The sequence below is a fragment of the Klebsiella sp. WP4-W18-ESBL-05 genome (assembly GCF_014169075.1).
GTDB lineage: Bacteria > Pseudomonadota > Gammaproteobacteria > Enterobacterales > Enterobacteriaceae > Kluyvera > Kluyvera ascorbata_B.
In genome coordinates, this window is the sequence record NZ_AP022058.1 from 31,642 (window position 1) to 47,884 (window position 16,243).

Sequence of the window (16,243 nt, forward strand, 5' to 3'; positions counted from 1 at the left end):
GTTATCCATGAGGTGTATATGAAAAAGACCGTAACAACGGCAGTGCTGCTTTGTGCGTTCGCTGCCGGAACTGCTCATGCTGAGGAAAAGGCCGACCCGAACGATCCATGTGCAATGGTGTTATGCCTTGCCGGAAAACTTGACGGAAGTAGTCCGGCAGAGTGTGACCCGATGTATAAAAGTTTTATGTCAATCAGGAAAAAAAATAAACATGGTTTTTTACCCAATCACACGGCAGATGCCAGGAAGAAAAAGCTAAATGAATGTCCTTCGGCTGATGCAGGTACAGTAAACAAAATTATTTCAAGCTTTGGTCGATTGAAAAACTTTTAAGTCTGTTATGGTTTAATTCTGATGTGAATACGCAAGTTTCAGGGGTGAGACTGGAACTTGCGAACATTTTTTACAGGGGGGAAGGATGAAAATTATTAATGCACCTGATGCAAGAAGTGTACGGATCGCCGGAATTGAAATTATCGATAGTGCCAAAGCGGTCGCTTCTGTTTTTACTGAAATCTTGTTGTTTATGGTCTGGTTTCCGGCAATTGTCTATGGGCTTTATCGTGTTGTTATCGCTTTGTGGGATGCTTCCTTAAAGCCGCAATCGCTCATGGAGTTTATTAATTTCATGGTTGAGTTATACAGCTATGTACTTCCTTCACTGGCTGTTATCGCAGTGGCTTTAATTGTCGTTTTATCCATTTTTAAACGACTCTCATCAATATGGGAGGGAAGAAAGCAATGAGACATTTTCTTAATGCTCTTTCCTTTGCTGTTGCCCTGTTGCCAGCTACATTGTGTGCTGCTCAGATTCAGGGGAAGGTTATTCGTGTACTTGATGGTGACACCATTGAAGTATTGCAGGAGCAACAACCTGTCAGGGTTCGTCTCCTGAATATCGATGCCCCGGAAAAGAAACAACCCTTTGGACGCTGGTCAACTAATCAACTTAAAGCCATTCTTGCAGGACAATTCGTTACCGTCTCTTATACACAAACAGATCGCTACGGGCGAATCCTGGGACGAGTGATAACAGCGAACGGCACTGAGGCTAACCGCCAGCAAGTGCTAAAAGGGGCTGCATGGGTTTATGACAGGTACAACACCGATAACTCATTACCGGCTCTGCAACGGGAAGCACAGACACAGAAGCGCGGCCTGTGGGCTGATAATCAACCTGTTCCCCCGTGGGAATGGCGGCATAAAAAATAAGAGGGTTTTCATTATGAAATGTCCAGAGCAATTAGATGGATGGTGTGATTGCGGCAAATGCAAGGCTATGCGTTTTGATAAAGATAAAAATATTCATGTTTGTCTTGTATGTCACAAAAGAGCAGAGCCGTTAGTCCCGATTGAGCTAAATTCGAATGACTGGCTTCCTGATAAAACAGAACAGTTTAGCGTTAATCTGGGTGACTGGATTAAACAAGAGGAAGCAGAGTTAGGAGAAAATGCCTTTTATCATCCTAATACCGAATACTTAAAAGTCCTCCGTGAAATCAATCTTCACGAAAAGGAATTTATTGCTAACAGTCTCGATCTTTTGAAAATGGCGCGCAAGTATTCAAAGACATACAAACACCTCGCTGAAAAAGATAAATCCGTTATTGATTTTTGGCTGATGGAGGAAATTTTCTCTGTAACTTATGATGATGATTGAGCGAGGGAATGATGAATAAAGAAAAGGCTTTGCGTGAACTGGAAAGATTGCTTTCTAAAATGAAAGATCAGGCAAGGACTCTTGATGAATTAGAAACGGCTCAATGGCATTACATGGATTTAGTGGATATAACATCCAGTGGGTTGTTCGATATAAACACACTGGAAAAAGAAAGAAAGGAAAACCCTCATTTTATTAGAATCTCTGATGGCATGCGAGTTTTTGATGATGAACAATGTGCAGAGTTCATGTCGGTTAAACATAATCTTCCGTTACAGCTCTGTATGGCATATGTACGTAGTCATAAGTGGTGAAAACTATCATGTTTAATGAAATCGAAAAAGAACGTTTTAATAACAGAGTGAGTGTAAGGGAAGTTCGCGTCAGTGCAGATATTTTTGTTTCTTCTCTTATGACAGAAAGCGCGGCAGAAGTTGATATAGTCGTTCCTGATTCTGATTATCGATCCTTACAAAATTTGTATGACCGTCTTTGCCAGTATGCGGTTATGCATGGAGAAGATTTACAGGAGTTGTTCCAGACTGACAGTTATCAGTACATGTCATGTTTTATTCGTGATGTTGAATCATTCGTTGCTGAATTCGGTAGGGAGAATGCTTTAAAACCTCTCTTCAATCATGGTAAAGGAAGAACGGATGAGTTTCTTATTAGTTTCCCAGGAACCCACAACTCTGATGTTGGAGAGTAATCATGTACCTGCACCTTGTTCCAAGATTGTTTCATCTGATGGCAAATAAATGCCATCTTGAATCAATAACCATTCCTGAACTTGATTTCATAATCGAAGGTGATGCACTGTCAACGGGAAGACCCTACCCGAATAAAAATATCTGGGTTGGTATGAGGAAAGGCAGAAAAGCCATAAATGGACTTTTACTAAAGACTGATAAGCATCTTAAGTGGTTTACCACTGATTACCAGTGGAATATAGAAAATATGGGTATGATCAATCATCGTGTGACAACCTACATCGAAGATAACGATTTTGATATGGTCTCACACGATATAATGTTAAATGGCGGTTTTGATTCATGGGATCGTCGGGTTCATTCAGCTTATGAAAATCTTGCTCCGGTGAAAATTCAGCCAAAGATGGAGTCATTTCTCAATAAGCCAGGAGAAAATACCCATGATGTGTGGATTGAGTATGAATGGGGTGATTTTCTTAAGAGCAGAGAGGAAAGTCTGTTACTGCATACTATTCAGTCAGAGCGACTAAATACGCAACATTCTCTTTTTGAGCGACTGCCATCTTTTGAAAGCACTATTGATTTGACTAAGGGCTAATTATGAGACTTTTTATTGCAGAAAAACCCTCTTTAGCAAAAGCGATTTTTGAAGGGCTGGGTGGTAACCCAAATACGGAAAAGAAAAACGGCTACTTTGAACATGGCTCTGATGTCGTTACCTGGTGTTATGGTCATATGCTGGAGCTTTACGACCCGGAGGATTATGACGAAAAATATTCCAGGTGGAGCTTTGGTGATTTACCGATTAAATCGGTTTACCCGCCTCAGTATAAAATCAAGCCAGAATCCGAAGTACAGACCCGCATCATTTTGTCTCTTATCGATAAAGCCGACAGTATCGTTCATTCTGGCGACCCCGATGATGAAGGATGTTTGCTGGTCGATGAGATTTTAGGTTATGCCGGAAACAAGAAACCCGTCCATCGGCTGCTTGTTGCCGACCTCAACCTTGCGCCAGTGCAAAAATCGCTGGCTAATTTACAGCCTAACGATAAATTTCGCGGTATGACGTTAAGCGCCCTGGCGCGTTCCCTGTGTGATCAGGGTTTTGGCTATAACATGACGCGGGGATGTACATTAAAAGGCCGTGAGAAGGGCTATGACGGCGTTCTGAACGTTGGTCGGGTACAAAGTGCTGTTCTTGGCCTGGTGAACATGCGCACGCTGGCGAACCAGAACCACACAGAAAGCTTTTATTACGATGTATTTGCCAGTCTGTCGATGAACGGGCATCAGATTAAGGCGAAATATCAGACAACAGACGACGATCAGATAGACGAGAAAAAACGCCTGATTTCCGAAGCTCAGGCCGAGCATATTGCCGGGCGGGTTACGGGTAAGCACGCTATTGTTACTATCGCGACGACAAAGCCGGAAAACACGAAACCACCGCTGCCGCTTAACCTTTCCACGCTACAGCAGCTATGCGCAAAGCGATTTGGTTATTCTGCAAAAGATACGCTCGATGTGATGCAGGGGTTGTATGAAACTCACAAGCTTCTGACCTATCCACGTTCTGACAATCGCTATCTTTCAGATGAGCATTACTACCAGGCCGGAGATATTGCTGCCGCGATAGCGGCCACCGTACCCGAACTGGCGTCTGCGATCGCAGATATGGATAAAGGCCAGAAGCACAAAGCCTTTAATGCCAGCAAGATTGAGGCGCACCACGCCATCATCCCGACGACAAAAAGCGGAGCCGGTATTCAGCTTAATGAAAAAGAGCGGAACGTTTATAACCTGGTGTCCGTCTACTTTATCGGGCTGTTCTACCCGGATGCGATCCGCAACAAGACGAAAATCCACTTTGATATTAAGGGGGATACTTTTACGGCCACACAGAGCGTTCTGGTACAAAAGGGCTGGGAGGCGCTAGGTAAGGATAGTGATGATGAGGACGAAACCGAAGATGCCGGAACGGATAGTTTTGATCTTTCATTGCTGAAATTTAATGACAGCGGCCTGTGTGAATCGGCAGACGTGGACAAGAAAAAGACTACACCACCTCGCTATTTCACAGAGTCAACCTTACTGGCCGCCATGACGAGTGCAGCAAAATTCATTGATGATCCGGCTCTCAGAAAGGCGCTGGAAGCGAAAGACGAGGGCAGCAGTGATCGTGGCAGTATCGGAACGGAAGCCACTCGCGCGGGCATTCTTGAGAAACTGGCGGCAAATACCGGGCTTATCTCCATCGAAAAAGAAAAGGGGTATTCGGAGCTGGTATGGAAAACCACAAAACAAGGCCAGGAGTTTTGCGCTGCACTGCCTCCTGAAATCACTAAACCGGATATCTCCGCTCTGTGGGCTGAAAAGCAGTCTCAGATCAAAGCCGGAGAGCTGACGGTTGAGGAGTTTATTAAGGAAAATGATGAGTATGTCCAGGGGTTAATCGACGAGCTGGACAGGAACGGAATTTCGATTTCTTCAAATGCCACGTCCTGCCCGGTCTGTAACAACGGTTTCCTGCGTAAACGTAAGGGGCAAAATGGCTTTTTCTGGGGATGCTCCTGCTATCCTGAATGCAAGACAACATTCCCGGACAAAGACGGCAAGCCGGATATGGAAGCAAAATCCAGATCAGAAGGTTCCATGTCCCGGCTCGAAGCCCCCTGCCCTTCATGTAGTAAAGAAATTATTATCCGGCCTAAAGGCTTTTTCTGTTCCGGGTGCGAGTTTAAAATCTGGTCTGAAGTGTCAGGAAAAAAACTGACACAAAATCAGGTTGAAACATTAATCAAAAAAGGTAAAACCGGAGAGATTAAAGGCTTTACCAGTAATAAAACCGGGAAAAAGTTTGACGCTGCAATTGTTTTGCAGGATAAAGCTACGGGTAAACTTGGGTTTCAGTTCAGTAAAAAATAAGGATTAACGCGATGAGTGAAAATGAAACATTTGATGCAACACGAAAGCTACTCCTGAATATTCGCTCTGTTCGTGTTTTTGCGCGAGAAACCAGCTTTGAACAACTGCTGGAAATGCAGGAAAAGCTTAATGCCGTGATCGAAGAACGCCGTGAAGAAGCAGAGCGTGAGGCAGCAGAACGCGCAGAACGCGAAAGAAAGCGCCAGGAACTGCTCCAGCTGATCGCCGGAGAAGGTTTTTCACCGGAAGAACTGCTTGGCCTGTCCGAAGATGCGCCAAAAACACGGAAAAAGACGTTGCCAAAAGCGCCGCCTAAATATCAGTTTAACGAAAACGGCGAAACGAAATACTGGTCTGGCCGTGGCCGGACACCAAAACCAATCGACGAAGCATTAAAAGCTGGCCGTTCTCTTGATGAGTTTCTCATCAAAAAAGACGCTTCCAGCTCTGTTGGTGACGAACAGTAATCTAACAAGCCTCTGACACTGCGTCGGAGGCTTTTTTTTTAGCAAAAAGGGCGCGGGGGGTTATGGTGAAGAAATCTTTGGATATCTTCGCGGGGATAAGGGAAGTAGTCTCTGATATCTTTGGTTTCTAACTTACCAGTGCAGTGATACGTCTGAAAATAGATCCACTCAGCTATTGTTTTGTAGATGTGATTTCCCATGTTCGCACTTTGAGAACCATACTGCATGACTTGTGCATCCGGGTCGTTACACATTTCCGGCGGAGTGAGTACATGATATGTCCTGCATAACAGCGGGCGGTAATTGTAGATTGAGCATGTTCCCTTCTCAGACAAAAACGGACATTTTGACTCATGCCCGGTCGTAAGCGGGTTGTCTCTGGCAGTGAGTTTACTTGCTTGTGCAATATGTGTTGCCTCAAGCGCGGTTAAATGAACATCGATTTTACAGCACGAAGAGCACCCCTTTTGACAGGAGGTAAACGTGCTCACAAATTCTTTGTTAAAACGATCCAAAAAGGCGTACATCTGTTTTAACTTGAGGTAAATATTACCTGATTGAGTATTGAGTTTATTTATGAGTGCCTTTAACTCATCGAGATACTTATCAGGTACGGGTTTCAGATTGGTATGGCCGGGTAATGTATCGCCTGGCTCCAGGTGGATCACTGAGTTAGGTTTGATATCCATTGCTTTTGCTTCCTTTATTCTTCTCGCGCTGGTTGTTCTTTTGACACTAAAACAAGCGTCATTCAATGGCAAGGTATCAAGCCCAGCAGTAAATCACGCTTGCCAGCAAACCAGTTTCCTGCAGCCGGTTTGGCCGTTGATTTTTGCCAGCAATCTTACTCACTCGATACCCGCCTTGGGCTTGAAATTGCCAGCAAAAAAGATTGCCGCTAGCAAAGGTGTGGTTTATATTATCTGTATCGTACGATACAGATAATGGAGATGCTTAATAGATGACTGAAAAAATCACTGACGAGGAACTGGCAGATTTGTTGGAGGCGCTCAAAAGAGCACATGGTATGGGCGTTTGTTCAAAGGCGGTTAAGCTGGCACAGCGTTGCGCTGATGTGTTCCCTGCTATTGTTGCAGAGTTACAGGAATATCGGAACGCCGCTAAGCGAACTTCAGCATGACAAGAGCCACGGAACGCGCTTACAGCGAGCTACAACAGGCGTTTGATTTCTATAACCAGCGCCTTTTTGACGGCGAACTCCCTGACTGTCTGATTACGTTCCAGCGCGGCAAGAACACAATGGGCTATTTCAGTTACAGGCGCTTTGTTGCTGCTGACGGCAGCGGCAGGATGATTGATGAAATCGCCCTCAATCCTGAATACTTCCCGGTGTACCCGCTTATTGAAGTCATGCAAACGCTGGTTCATGAGCAGTGCCATATGTGGCAGTACCACTACGGCAACCCGTCGCGTAAGACGTACCACAATGCGCAGTGGGCGGCAAAAATGGAAAGTATCGGACTTATGCCCTCCTCCACCGGGAGACCTGGTGGTGCGAAAGTCGGCCAGAAGATTAATGACTATCCGATCCCTGGTGGCCGCTTCCAGCGCGTCACACTGGAACTGTTCCAGGGGCAATTTGCTTTGAGCTGGTTTGATCGCTTCCCTGTCCAGGTCGAACAACAAAAAGATATGACCGCCGTAATAGAGCAATGGCGCGAAACGCTTGCTCTGGCGCATCAAAATGCTGAGGCCGGGATTGATATAGAAGCGGTGCTTTCTATGGCTCTGCTGCCGTCAGTGTCACCGCAGAACGGGAGCCATTCAGATGATATGGCCGGGAGCAATGACAATGATTTGTCAGTTGCAGCATTTGAGGACAAGCCAAAACGAAATAAAGTTAAATATCAGTGTCGCGGGTGTGGCGCTGCCGTGTGGGGCAAAGCCGGACTGAATATTGAATGCGGCGATTGCGAGCTGGCTTTCATCGAAAATTAATTGCCAGCAAATTTTCCCGGTCACAGCTGTTGGCCAGTGTTTTTTTGCCAGCAAAGTTTCTTCCCGGGTTCGCGCCGGCAGCGCAAAAATGACAGCAAAAGAGGGGTATCATGGGGCATTACACAATCAGAACGAATGACGACGAAGATCAGGCCATTAAAAAGGCGCAGGAAGCGACCGGACAGGCATCAGCCAGCAAAACCTTTATGACGGCTATCCTTGAGCTTCAGCGTAACAGAGACGAGATGGCGCAGCTACGGCGTGAACTGGCGCAGGAAAAAGCGCGGAGTCAGGAGCTGGTATCATCGGTAAAACAATTCCGTTCCAGCCTGAACAATCTGTTTGATCTGGCTGACAACCCTTAAATAACAAGGAGCGAAACGTGCATACCACAAATGCGATTATCCTGTGCCTGGTGTCATATCCCTGCATCGTTGCATGGGTTATCTATAAAAACAGATTTGTCGATTACTTGTTTTTAACTCTGCTTGCTTGTTTGGGGAGCATTTTTTCAGTCGTATTGTATAAACAGCCCGACTACTCATTGACCATATATCAGGCCGTTGCTGTCGGCTATGCTGCCGTGATCATGCCAACGGTGTTAGTTTTGAGTGTCGTTAATATCCTCATGGGAAAAGCAGAGAGAACGTGCAAATGAATACACTGGCTGCACTGGAAAATACGTTTCGTGATATGAGAAAGCATGGCTGCCAAACAGTCATGGTCACGCAGTCTTTAGCTGATTTTGGCCGCTACAGCTATAAACCGCGCCCTGCATTTCAGGACTGGATCGAACGGCTGAAGACTGGCGAACGTCTGCCGCGAGGCCGTTACTTTGTTGGCAAGAAGCCTGGTGGCCGCCTGGTGCTCATTGATGAATTGGGGGGAACATGGACAGAAAAAGTAACAGTGATTCATACCAACGCTGGATGATAGAGAAGGCTGACAAAAGGGAAAGGACGCAAATCAGTATGTCGTTCGTAAAGATGAAGGACGTACTTTTTAACGTGCTGGCTATCGGTACTGTTTTAGCAGCCCTGGTGGTGATCTTTTATGAAGTGCAAAGCAGCTTATAAATTGATGGCCGTTGACAATGAATGTCATACTACCTGACCGGGCAATGCCGGAAGATTTCTTTCACGGGTGATGGTTTGTGATCCCGGCATTGTTCCGGCGCTCTCTCGTAAATTCTCGCGCCCAATCCCCCTCGCAAAACCTCAGAATTCACGTAACGCACCGCGATTTCGGCAACCATCAACCCTAACGTCCTTATGTTGTTGGGTTTGCCGCAGAACAATTTATTCATTTAAAATAGATTTAAACGAAGCGGGAAACCGCAGACGTAAAAAAACCGACTGGTGAGGTCGGCTTTTTTACGGTTCCGGTGCGAGCTGGTAACTCAGCCCGGAAGGGAAACTCTCTACAACTGACAATAGTATGATAATCCGTGAAGCCTGATTATGCAATATGACGGGCAGTGACTGTGCGTTAACGGTTTGCCTGAACGTTAGATAAACGTATAATCAGAGGGTTAGCTCTGTGGTGAGTCTCTCCCTGCATTCCGCTAAATGCGGCATGAACAGGTTCAAAGTCCTGACAGGTAATACAGGTGGTGCTGGTTATCTGTGCTCTGGCAGGAGTGAGACTCTCTACAACTGACAAGACGAAGAGAAGCCGTGGTGACAGGCAGTGTAAGAGCAAGCCACGGTGTCTTTACTCCATTTATGGAGAAAACGGATGATTAACCTGTTAATCATCGTTCTGAGGGCGGTAGCGGCGCTTGCAAACGCGCTGATTGCCATTCTGGAACTGATCCGCCAGTTCATCGACTAATGAACACGGAAACGTAATTAAGGCCGGAGGAACACCACCTCCGGCCTTTAATAAAAATATAGTTTAGTTACAACATTCACTAGTCTGTACTAACCACCACACACCTGACCTTCTGCGCACAAGTTACCTTTAATCACTCCTAAACAGGCATTTCATGAAACTCCCCTGTTCTTGCATCGGTAACAATGTGCGTAATGACCCCCCTGACCTCCAACCCGTCCTCATCGTCATCAGGTATAGCCCTGAAGTTATCCAGCTTATCGAGTTCCTGGAGACACCGCTTGGGGTGTAGTCGCAATCGCATGATCCTGAATTCTTGTTCCAGGACACAGAGCACCAAAGACCCGTCAACGGGCGTGCCCCCAAAATCTACTATGAGCAGCGCACCAGGCTTTATCCCTTCCCGGAAAGAGTAGGTATCACTTCGAAAAAAGAATACTCCCGGCGCTCCTGTATTACAGTGCTGATCGAGTGACAGCCTGTTTTCCTGGTAGTCGGTTGCTGGCGATGGAAAACCCATTTTTAACGGCCTCCGTTGGGGTTAAAAAGCATGAATGTCCGGTTCTCTCCTTCCTGAGTGGAAATGTCTTTAAAAACGGTCACGTAGGTTTCAATCCACTGATTTGCTTGGCGACAACTCCAGTGAAAATTAATCAGCGCAAGCTGGCTGACAAAGGCTTCTGTCGTAACTGTCTGACGACCGTTCGGCTCACGCTTAATGCTCGCACGCCAGGCTGAGTCAATTTCATAGTGTCTAGGCATGAAAAACCTCCGATCAATATAGCTGTATGCATATACAGTATAAAGAATCAGTTTTATTCTTCAACACACTGTTTATTATGTTGTAACTACTCCCTACCTTCAGGTTCATGGTTCATTTTGTTAACGGTCTGTTGCTTCACAGCTTTGCTGATAGTCGCCCGGCTACAACCCAGCACTTTTTGAATCTGGCTCCAGGAGCTGCCGCTCGCAATCAGCCTGTTTATGGCGTCATAGCGAGACTGATTAACCTGGCGGCCTTTATACTTCCCTTCCCTTTTCGCCCTGGCGATCCCCTGCTGCTGCCGTTCCCGGCGCTGTTCATAGTCTCGCCTGGCGACGGCGGCCAGCATATCCAGCAACATATCGTTTATGGCCGAAAACATTCGGCTGTCAAAATCATTGTGACCCGATGCGAGCCAGGTTGTCGGAACGTTGACGGCCACAACCCGGATATCTTTCTGCCGGATCATTTTCTTCAGTGTGTTCCAGTCCTCCCCTACCAGGCGTGAAAGCCTGTCCACATCCTCTACCAGCAAGATATCGTTTTGCTGACAATCTTTCAGGAGCCGGAACAACTCAGGGCGTTCAAGCTTAGAACCTGATTCATTTTCAATGTAGTAGTTACAGATGCTCAGGCCGCGCTCGATGGCGAAGGTATTTATCGTGTCCAGGGCGCGTGTTGCATCCTGTTCAGTCGTGGATGCGCGTAAGTAAGCTCTGACAAAGCCTTTCGGTACTGTTTGAGTCATTATAGGGAACCAGTTCATTTTGAGTTAACCAGACACACCCATACAGTACCCATTTCAGTTGGTTCAGGGAAGGCACACTCAAAAAGAACCAGCAAACAGACCCCGCCCCTATAGTGACAACGTCACACTAAAAATTTACAACATAAAGATAATGTAAAGACACACCAAGCTTTACCAAGTAACACTCATGTAAAGACAGCTCTATATTTACCATGTAAAGATAAAATAAAGACAGGTCTATCTTTATTTGTGCTTTACATGGTAAATCCTTTGGATTATAAAGACACTGTAAAGACAAAATTATCTTTACGAAAAACACACGATGTAAAGACAGGCATATCTTTACATGTGCTTTACAACATAAAGAGAGGGGTTGTGAAAATGGGTAAAATCTTGCTTGTCGTATCAGATAAGGGTGGGGTAGGCAAAAGCACCTACGTAGCTAACACAGGCTCAATGCTGGTCAACAAAGGTAAGTCGGTAATTATCCTGAAGACAGATAAAAACCACGATCTGTTGAGCTGGAACGAAAAGCGGACAGATAACGGCTTACTCACTATCCCGGTTCACGCAGCTTACGGAAACGTCAGCAACGAAATTAAGCGCCTTAGTAAGCTGTGTGAAGTCCTCATTGTCGATTGCCCCGGCCATGACAGCCAGGAGTTCCGTAGCGCCCTGACAGTATCAGATATCGTGGTAACACTGGTTAAGCCGTCCTCTGATTTCGAAAGCGAAACACTGACCAGTGTTACAGAGAAAATCCGCACCGCTCAGAAAGCTAACGCAGCTCTGGAACCGTGGGTGCTGTTCACCAGAATCAACTCAGCGAAACCCCGCCACAGAAAAGCGGCCATTGATCTGGATAAATTACTGCGTTCGGACAACATCTGGATTCAACCTCTGAAAACCCGGATATCCGAGCTGGATGTGTATGAAAGCGCCTGTAATGAAGGGGCAGGGGTACATGACGTTAGCCGGGCATCGAGCCTTTCAACAGCGAAAGCACAGATTGAACTTGTGGCACAGGAAATTGGCATTTTATAGAAATATCAACAAGATTCATCATGATCTTTACATTGTAAATACACCATAAAGATACTATGATATTTACAATTAATACATACCGTACAAGGGGAAATTTTCATGGCTTTAAAACTAAACCGCCCGAACATCGATGAATCTCAGCAACCAGCAACAAACGCAGAAACCGCGCGTTTTATCTCCGGCGCTACCAGAGCGCCTGTAGCGGGTAAACCAAAGTTGATGAACTTCAGACTGCCAGCGTACTTTGAGGAGATCCTGGAAGCTGAGGCGCAGAGAACAGGCCAGAGCAAGACAACCGTTCTAAAGGCAGCGCTGGCCGCATTCGATAACCTGGACGAGAACCTGAAAAACCACTGGCTGCTTGAATCTGCAAAATTAGGGTAGCGTTATGGCTAAGAAAAAGAGATATGTCGTGATGGTTAGAGATAAAACCAAATACAGCGGCAATCAGCGATTATTAGCCTGGTTAGTATGGTTCGCTAACAGGCATAATAAGGCCGTTGCCTATGACTGCGGAGAATGGATTGTCGAACCATCATATTGGTTAAGAATTGGAAATCCAAAATAGAAAGCAACCTAAGGAAAGAAAAATGTTCATATTCAGATATATTAAAGCTCTTATTAATATCTACTTGTTATACATCTAACCGATATTGGGGATGTTCCTTATAGGTATAGGCTTATGGGGTTTCTATGCACCTGATGAGGGAACTTGTACTAATCTCAATATTGAGTTATGCGCTGTATCAGCTATTGGGTGATGCTGCCAACTTACTGATTTAGTGTATGATGGTGTTTTTGAGGTGCTCCAGTGGCTTCTGTTTCTATCAGCTGTCCCTCCTGTTCAGCTACTGACGGGGTGGTGCGTAACGGCAAAAGCACCGCCGGACATCAGCGCTATCTCTGCTCTCACTGCCGTAAAACATGGCAACTGCAGTTCACTTACACCGCTTCTCAACCCGGTACGCACCAGAAAATCATTGATATGGCCATGAATGGCGTTGGATGCCGGGCAACTGCCCGCATTATGGGCGTTGGCCTCAACACGATTTTACGTCACTTAAAAAACTCAGGCCGCAGTCGGTAACCTCGCGCATACAGCCGGGCAGTGACGTCATCGTCTGCGCGGAAATGGACGAACAGTGGGGCTATGTCGGGGCTAAATCGCGCCAGCGCTGGCTGTTTTACGCGTATGACAGGCTCCGGAAGACGGTTGTTGCGCACGTATTTGGTGAACGCACTATGGCGACGCTGGGGCGTCTTATGAGCCTGCTGTCACCCTTTGACGTGGTGATATGGATGACGGATGGCTGGCCGCTGTATGAATCCCGCCTGAAGGGAAAGCTGCACGTAATCAGCAAGCGATATACGCAGCGAATTGAGCGGCATAACCTGAATCTGAGGCAGCACCTGGCACGGCTGGGACGGAAGTCGCTGTCGTTCTCAAAATCGGTGGAGCTGCATGACAAAGTCATCGGGCATTATCTGAACATAAAACACTATCAATAAGTTGGAGTCATTACCACACTGGTGTAATCCGGGCAGCGCAACGGAACGTTCATCAGGGCAAAAATGGAATCAATAAAACCCTGCGCAGCCCGCAGGGTCAGCCGGAATACGCGTTTAATCACCAGAACGGTGGTGATGGCGAGATCAGAATAGCGCTGGGGCCTTCCCCGTGATGAAGGCGTTGCCGACTCATACCAGGCCTGAATCGCCTCATCATCCAGCCAGAAAGTGAGGGAGCCACGGTTGATGAGAGCTTTGTTGTAGGTGGACCAGTTGGTGATTCTGAACTTTTGCTTTGCCACGGAATGGTCTGTGTTGTCGGGAGGATGCGTGATCTGATCCTTCAACTCAGCAAAAGTTCGATTTATTCAACAAAGCCATTTTTGATTTAAACAACCATGCTTTGTCAGTAAAATGGATAAATAATCAGAAAAACCTGGTACTGTGCACACTGAAACACCCGAAATCAGATATCAATCTTAAAATTTAAGTTAAAATCCACTCATCAACCTGTTTGTCTAAATATTTCCACATTTATGTTCATTGAAAAAATGTGACATATGTCATATAATATGCCGCGCGTTTACAGATGAACATTAGTTGTCATTCCGGAACAGCAAGATCCTGACGTAACGTTTAAAGCACCATAAACCAGCCTGCACAGGGAGAGTTAACTCTTCCTGCCACTGGTTATATTTTTAATTATTTAATTTGTTCCTTCGCCAGTTTCTCCCCTTCCTTGCATTTTCCGGAACGCAATATCAGGAAGGGGTATCACACGGCATCAGAAACGAAAACGGATTTACATAACCCATAAAATAAAATGAGAACTATTCCCATGCAATACTAAAGTCATCTGCCAGACCGGGGGGCACCTGGTCACTCCGACATAATTATAAAACACGACATTCAAGATATCTATTATGGCAATTCTGTTACGAACAGAGAAACAAAGAAAAGAATGCCAGTGATATCTCCGTTATTCATTCAGGATAATGAACATGAGAATTAATTCTCCGGTCACTCAAAATGAGTATGTACTGGATAAAAATATCGTACTGATGTCCACAACAGACATCCACAGTCATATCGTTTATACAAACTCAGCATTTATTGAGGCCAGCGGTTACACGCAGGAGGAACTGTCCGGACAGCCACATAACATCATGCGACATCCGGATATGCCAGAGGAAGCATTTCGTGATATGTGGAACACGCTTAAGCAGGGAGAATGCTGGGCTGGTACGGTCAAAAACCGTCGTAAAGACGGTGATCATTACTGGGTCAGGGCAAACATGTCCCCTCTCTATAAAGGAAACCAGCTTTTCGGGTACATGTCCGTCCGCTATACGCCGCTGCCGGAAGAAGTGAAGCAAGCAGAACAGCTTTATATACATCTGAAAGAGAACCGTGGGCGTGGGAAAAAACTGCATAAAGGCGTTGTTGTCAGAACCGGGTTATTTTCCTTTTTATCCCTGTTTAAAAAGATATCTGTTCAGGCTCGTATGCGGATCGCTCTTGCTGGGGCACTGCTCATGAGCCTGGCCGGCAGCATGACAGACACTTCTCCGTGGGTGTTGCCCGGTGTGATGATAATCGCCTTCCTGCTCGCCGACTGGTTTTTACGCCAGCAGATCAGCAAGCCTGTGGGTATGGTGCTTAAACATCTTCAGGATATGGCATCAGGCAAAGAGCCCGGCTCCCCCAGACTCGACAGGGTTGATGAAATTGGCATGATGTTGCGTAACGTCAACCAGGTCGGGATCCGTCTTTATTCACTGGTAAACGATACTGATGTTCAAATCAGGGAAATGTCGGTGGCAGGCTCGCAACTGGCTGCCGGAACAGAGGAGCTGAATGCCCGGACGACAGAAACGCTGGCGAATCTTCAGCATACCGCTCAGGCCACTGAAGAACTGATGGCCGCAGTGCGTCAGAGTGCGGATACAGCTGCAGAAACAGTAAAACTTGCAGCCTCCGCAGATGACTCTGCCGGAAAAGGTGAAGCAGCAATGAATGAAACAAAGGTCATGATGAAATCAATTTCTCAGGCCAGCGAAAAAATCGTTAATATTATCAGTGTTATCGATAATATTGCTTTTCAGACCAACATTCTTGCACTGAATGCCGCAGTCGAGGCCGCACGGGCAGGCTCACATGGACGCGGTTTTGCCGTGGTGGCCAGCGAGGTCAGAAAACTGGCTCAGCATTCAGCTTCCGCAGCGGCAGAGATTAAGGGGCTCATTGGCGCGACGGTTGATACCGTGGCTTCCGGCGAAAAAACCGTAGAGATCGCCAGCGGTCATATTGAAAGCATCCGTGCCGAAGTCTCCAGGGTGTCGTCCATGATCAATGAGCTCTATCACACGACAGAAGAACAGACGGCAGCGTTGACACTCATTAACCGTTCTGTTGAAAAGGTGGAGCTGATGGCTCAGGATAACAGCACGATGGTCGCACAGTCGGCCAGCTCCACGCGGGATCTGATGACACGGAGCACCAGACTTCAGGATGCCGTATCAACTTACGGTCTGAAATAACCTGGAATAACGGCAAGCGTCAGAAATACTGGCGCTTTAAATCCCGGCCAGAAATCTCACTGTACGGATATGTTACATCTTC

The 16,243-nt window shown here is 46.3% G+C and carries 22 protein-coding genes and 1 pseudogene; 18 read left to right on the forward strand and 5 right to left on the reverse strand.

Translation table 11 applies throughout. The features are described from left to right. The first annotated feature begins 18 nt into the window (after nucleotides 1-18). From H7R58_RS23945 to H7R58_RS23980, 9 genes are all read left to right on the forward strand, one after another. Nucleotides 19-333: a TrbM/KikA/MpfK family conjugal transfer protein gene (locus H7R58_RS23945; RefSeq protein WP_001549928.1), complete on the forward strand. Its 315-nt coding sequence runs from the start codon at nucleotides 19-21 to the stop codon at nucleotides 331-333. An 85-nt stretch (nucleotides 334-418) separates the two neighbouring features. Beyond that, on the forward strand, nucleotides 419-745 hold the full coding sequence (locus H7R58_RS23950; RefSeq protein ID WP_015059071.1) for a hypothetical protein: 327 nt from the start codon (nucleotides 419-421) through the stop codon (nucleotides 743-745). Next, a complete protein-coding gene (locus tag H7R58_RS23955) occupies nucleotides 742-1,212 on the forward strand; it encodes a thermonuclease family protein (protein ID WP_042061033.1) in 471 nt (156 codons plus the stop codon). Before H7R58_RS23950 ends, H7R58_RS23955 begins: the two co-directional genes overlap by 4 nt. A gap of 13 nt (nucleotides 1,213-1,225) precedes the next feature. Continuing rightward, the gene (locus tag H7R58_RS25390) at nucleotides 1,226-1,660 is read left to right on the forward strand and encodes a hypothetical protein (protein WP_227674999.1); all 435 of its coding nucleotides are present in this window, start codon (nucleotides 1,226-1,228) and stop codon (nucleotides 1,658-1,660) included. Between the two features lie 8 nt (nucleotides 1,661-1,668). Beyond that, nucleotides 1,669-1,974, forward strand: a complete 306-nt coding sequence (locus H7R58_RS23960; protein ID WP_015059068.1) for a hypothetical protein — start codon at nucleotides 1,669-1,671, stop codon at nucleotides 1,972-1,974. An 8-nt stretch (nucleotides 1,975-1,982) separates the two neighbouring features. Beyond that, complete coding sequence (locus H7R58_RS23965; protein WP_001549933.1) at nucleotides 1,983-2,369, forward strand: hypothetical protein; 387 nt, start codon at nucleotides 1,983-1,985, stop codon at nucleotides 2,367-2,369. Nucleotides 2,370-2,371: 2 nt separating this feature from the next. Then, the gene (locus H7R58_RS23970) at nucleotides 2,372-2,968 is read left to right on the forward strand and encodes a DUF6012 family protein (RefSeq protein ID WP_001549935.1); all 597 of its coding nucleotides are present in this window, start codon (nucleotides 2,372-2,374) and stop codon (nucleotides 2,966-2,968) included. Between the two features lie 2 nt (nucleotides 2,969-2,970). Then, a complete protein-coding gene (locus H7R58_RS23975; RefSeq protein WP_182934830.1) occupies nucleotides 2,971-5,298 on the forward strand; it encodes a type IA DNA topoisomerase in 2,328 nt (775 codons plus the stop codon). Nucleotides 5,299-5,309: 11 nt separating this feature from the next. Further along, nucleotides 5,310-5,765: an H-NS histone family protein gene (locus H7R58_RS23980; RefSeq protein ID WP_172700837.1), complete on the forward strand. Its 456-nt coding sequence runs from the start codon at nucleotides 5,310-5,312 to the stop codon at nucleotides 5,763-5,765. A 38-nt stretch (nucleotides 5,766-5,803) separates the two neighbouring features. Here the strand turns inward: H7R58_RS23980 and H7R58_RS23985 are convergent, their stop codons facing one another. Continuing rightward, complete coding sequence (locus tag H7R58_RS23985; protein WP_001549939.1) at nucleotides 5,804-6,454, reverse strand: YkgJ family cysteine cluster protein; 651 nt, start codon at nucleotides 6,452-6,454, stop codon at nucleotides 5,804-5,806. A gap of 272 nt (nucleotides 6,455-6,726) precedes the next feature. Here H7R58_RS23985 and H7R58_RS23990 point away from each other — a divergent pair, with 272 nt between their 5' ends. The 5 genes from H7R58_RS23990 to dqlB all read left to right on the forward strand — a co-directional run bounded on the left by H7R58_RS23990 (nucleotide 6,727) and on the right by dqlB (nucleotide 9,557). After that, nucleotides 6,727-6,906 carry a hypothetical protein gene (locus H7R58_RS23990; RefSeq protein ID WP_000136657.1) on the forward strand — a complete coding sequence of 60 codons (180 nt, stop codon included), beginning with the start codon at nucleotides 6,727-6,729 and terminating at the stop codon, nucleotides 6,904-6,906. Then, nucleotides 6,903-7,724: a SprT-like domain-containing protein gene (locus H7R58_RS23995; protein WP_000196235.1), complete on the forward strand. Its 822-nt coding sequence runs from the start codon at nucleotides 6,903-6,905 to the stop codon at nucleotides 7,722-7,724. Before H7R58_RS23990 ends, H7R58_RS23995 begins: the two co-directional genes overlap by 4 nt. A gap of 110 nt (nucleotides 7,725-7,834) precedes the next feature. Next, nucleotides 7,835-8,089: a hypothetical protein gene (locus H7R58_RS24000; RefSeq protein WP_000510385.1), complete on the forward strand. Its 255-nt coding sequence runs from the start codon at nucleotides 7,835-7,837 to the stop codon at nucleotides 8,087-8,089. A gap of 289 nt (nucleotides 8,090-8,378) precedes the next feature. Further along, nucleotides 8,379-8,657, forward strand: coding sequence for a hypothetical protein (locus H7R58_RS24005; RefSeq protein ID WP_001093608.1), 279 nt, complete (start codon nucleotides 8,379-8,381; stop codon nucleotides 8,655-8,657). Nucleotides 8,658-9,461: 804 nt separating this feature from the next. Next, nucleotides 9,462-9,557 (forward strand): DinQ-like type I toxin DqlB, encoded by a 96-nt coding sequence (gene dqlB, locus H7R58_RS25535; RefSeq protein ID WP_000609145.1) that lies wholly within the window; start codon nucleotides 9,462-9,464, stop codon nucleotides 9,555-9,557. Between the two features lie 139 nt (nucleotides 9,558-9,696). Here the strand turns inward: dqlB and H7R58_RS25685 are convergent, their stop codons facing one another. The 3 genes from H7R58_RS25685 to H7R58_RS24015 all read right to left on the reverse strand — a co-directional run bounded on the left by H7R58_RS25685 (nucleotide 9,697) and on the right by H7R58_RS24015 (nucleotide 11,068). Next, complete coding sequence (locus tag H7R58_RS25685; protein WP_000506741.1) at nucleotides 9,697-10,077, reverse strand: HumD family translesion DNA polymerase; 381 nt, start codon at nucleotides 10,075-10,077, stop codon at nucleotides 9,697-9,699. A 2-nt stretch (nucleotides 10,078-10,079) separates the two neighbouring features. After that, nucleotides 10,080-10,319 carry a hypothetical protein gene (locus H7R58_RS24010; RefSeq protein WP_001549892.1) on the reverse strand — a complete coding sequence of 80 codons (240 nt, stop codon included), beginning with the start codon at nucleotides 10,317-10,319 and terminating at the stop codon, nucleotides 10,080-10,082. A gap of 86 nt (nucleotides 10,320-10,405) precedes the next feature. Beyond that, entirely contained in the window at nucleotides 10,406-11,068 is a 663-nt protein-coding gene (locus tag H7R58_RS24015) for a recombinase family protein (protein WP_001549893.1), read from the reverse strand. 381 nt (nucleotides 11,069-11,449) lie between these two features. On the opposite strand from H7R58_RS24015, the gene H7R58_RS24020 reads away from it, so the two are divergent. The 3 genes from H7R58_RS24020 (at nucleotide 11,450) to H7R58_RS24030 (ending at nucleotide 13,621) form a co-directional block, all read left to right on the forward strand. After that, nucleotides 11,450-12,112: a nucleotide-binding protein gene (locus H7R58_RS24020; RefSeq protein ID WP_000516402.1), complete on the forward strand. Its 663-nt coding sequence runs from the start codon at nucleotides 11,450-11,452 to the stop codon at nucleotides 12,110-12,112. A gap of 99 nt (nucleotides 12,113-12,211) precedes the next feature. Then, nucleotides 12,212-12,496 (forward strand): hypothetical protein, encoded by a 285-nt coding sequence (locus H7R58_RS24025; RefSeq protein WP_001185481.1) that lies wholly within the window; start codon nucleotides 12,212-12,214, stop codon nucleotides 12,494-12,496. 427 nt (nucleotides 12,497-12,923) lie between these two features. Beyond that, nucleotides 12,924-13,621 (forward strand): IS1-like element IS1A family transposase gene (locus H7R58_RS24030; RefSeq protein ID WP_103215986.1). Its coding sequence is split into 2 segments (ribosomal slippage): nucleotides 12,924-13,173 and nucleotides 13,173-13,621, totalling 699 coding nucleotides; the frame shifts between segments, so codons are not numbered across the junction. A gap of 14 nt (nucleotides 13,622-13,635) precedes the next feature. Here the strand turns inward: H7R58_RS24030 and H7R58_RS24035 are convergent. After that, nucleotides 13,636-13,968 (reverse strand): annotated as a pseudogene (locus H7R58_RS24035) (IS5/IS1182 family transposase); the annotation flags it as partial. Between the two features lie 654 nt (nucleotides 13,969-14,622). Between H7R58_RS24035 and H7R58_RS24040 the strand changes: the two are divergent. Further along, the gene (locus tag H7R58_RS24040) at nucleotides 14,623-16,161 is read left to right on the forward strand and encodes a methyl-accepting chemotaxis protein (protein WP_094166801.1); all 1,539 of its coding nucleotides are present in this window, start codon (nucleotides 14,623-14,625) and stop codon (nucleotides 16,159-16,161) included. Nucleotides 16,162-16,243: the final 82 nt, after the last annotated feature.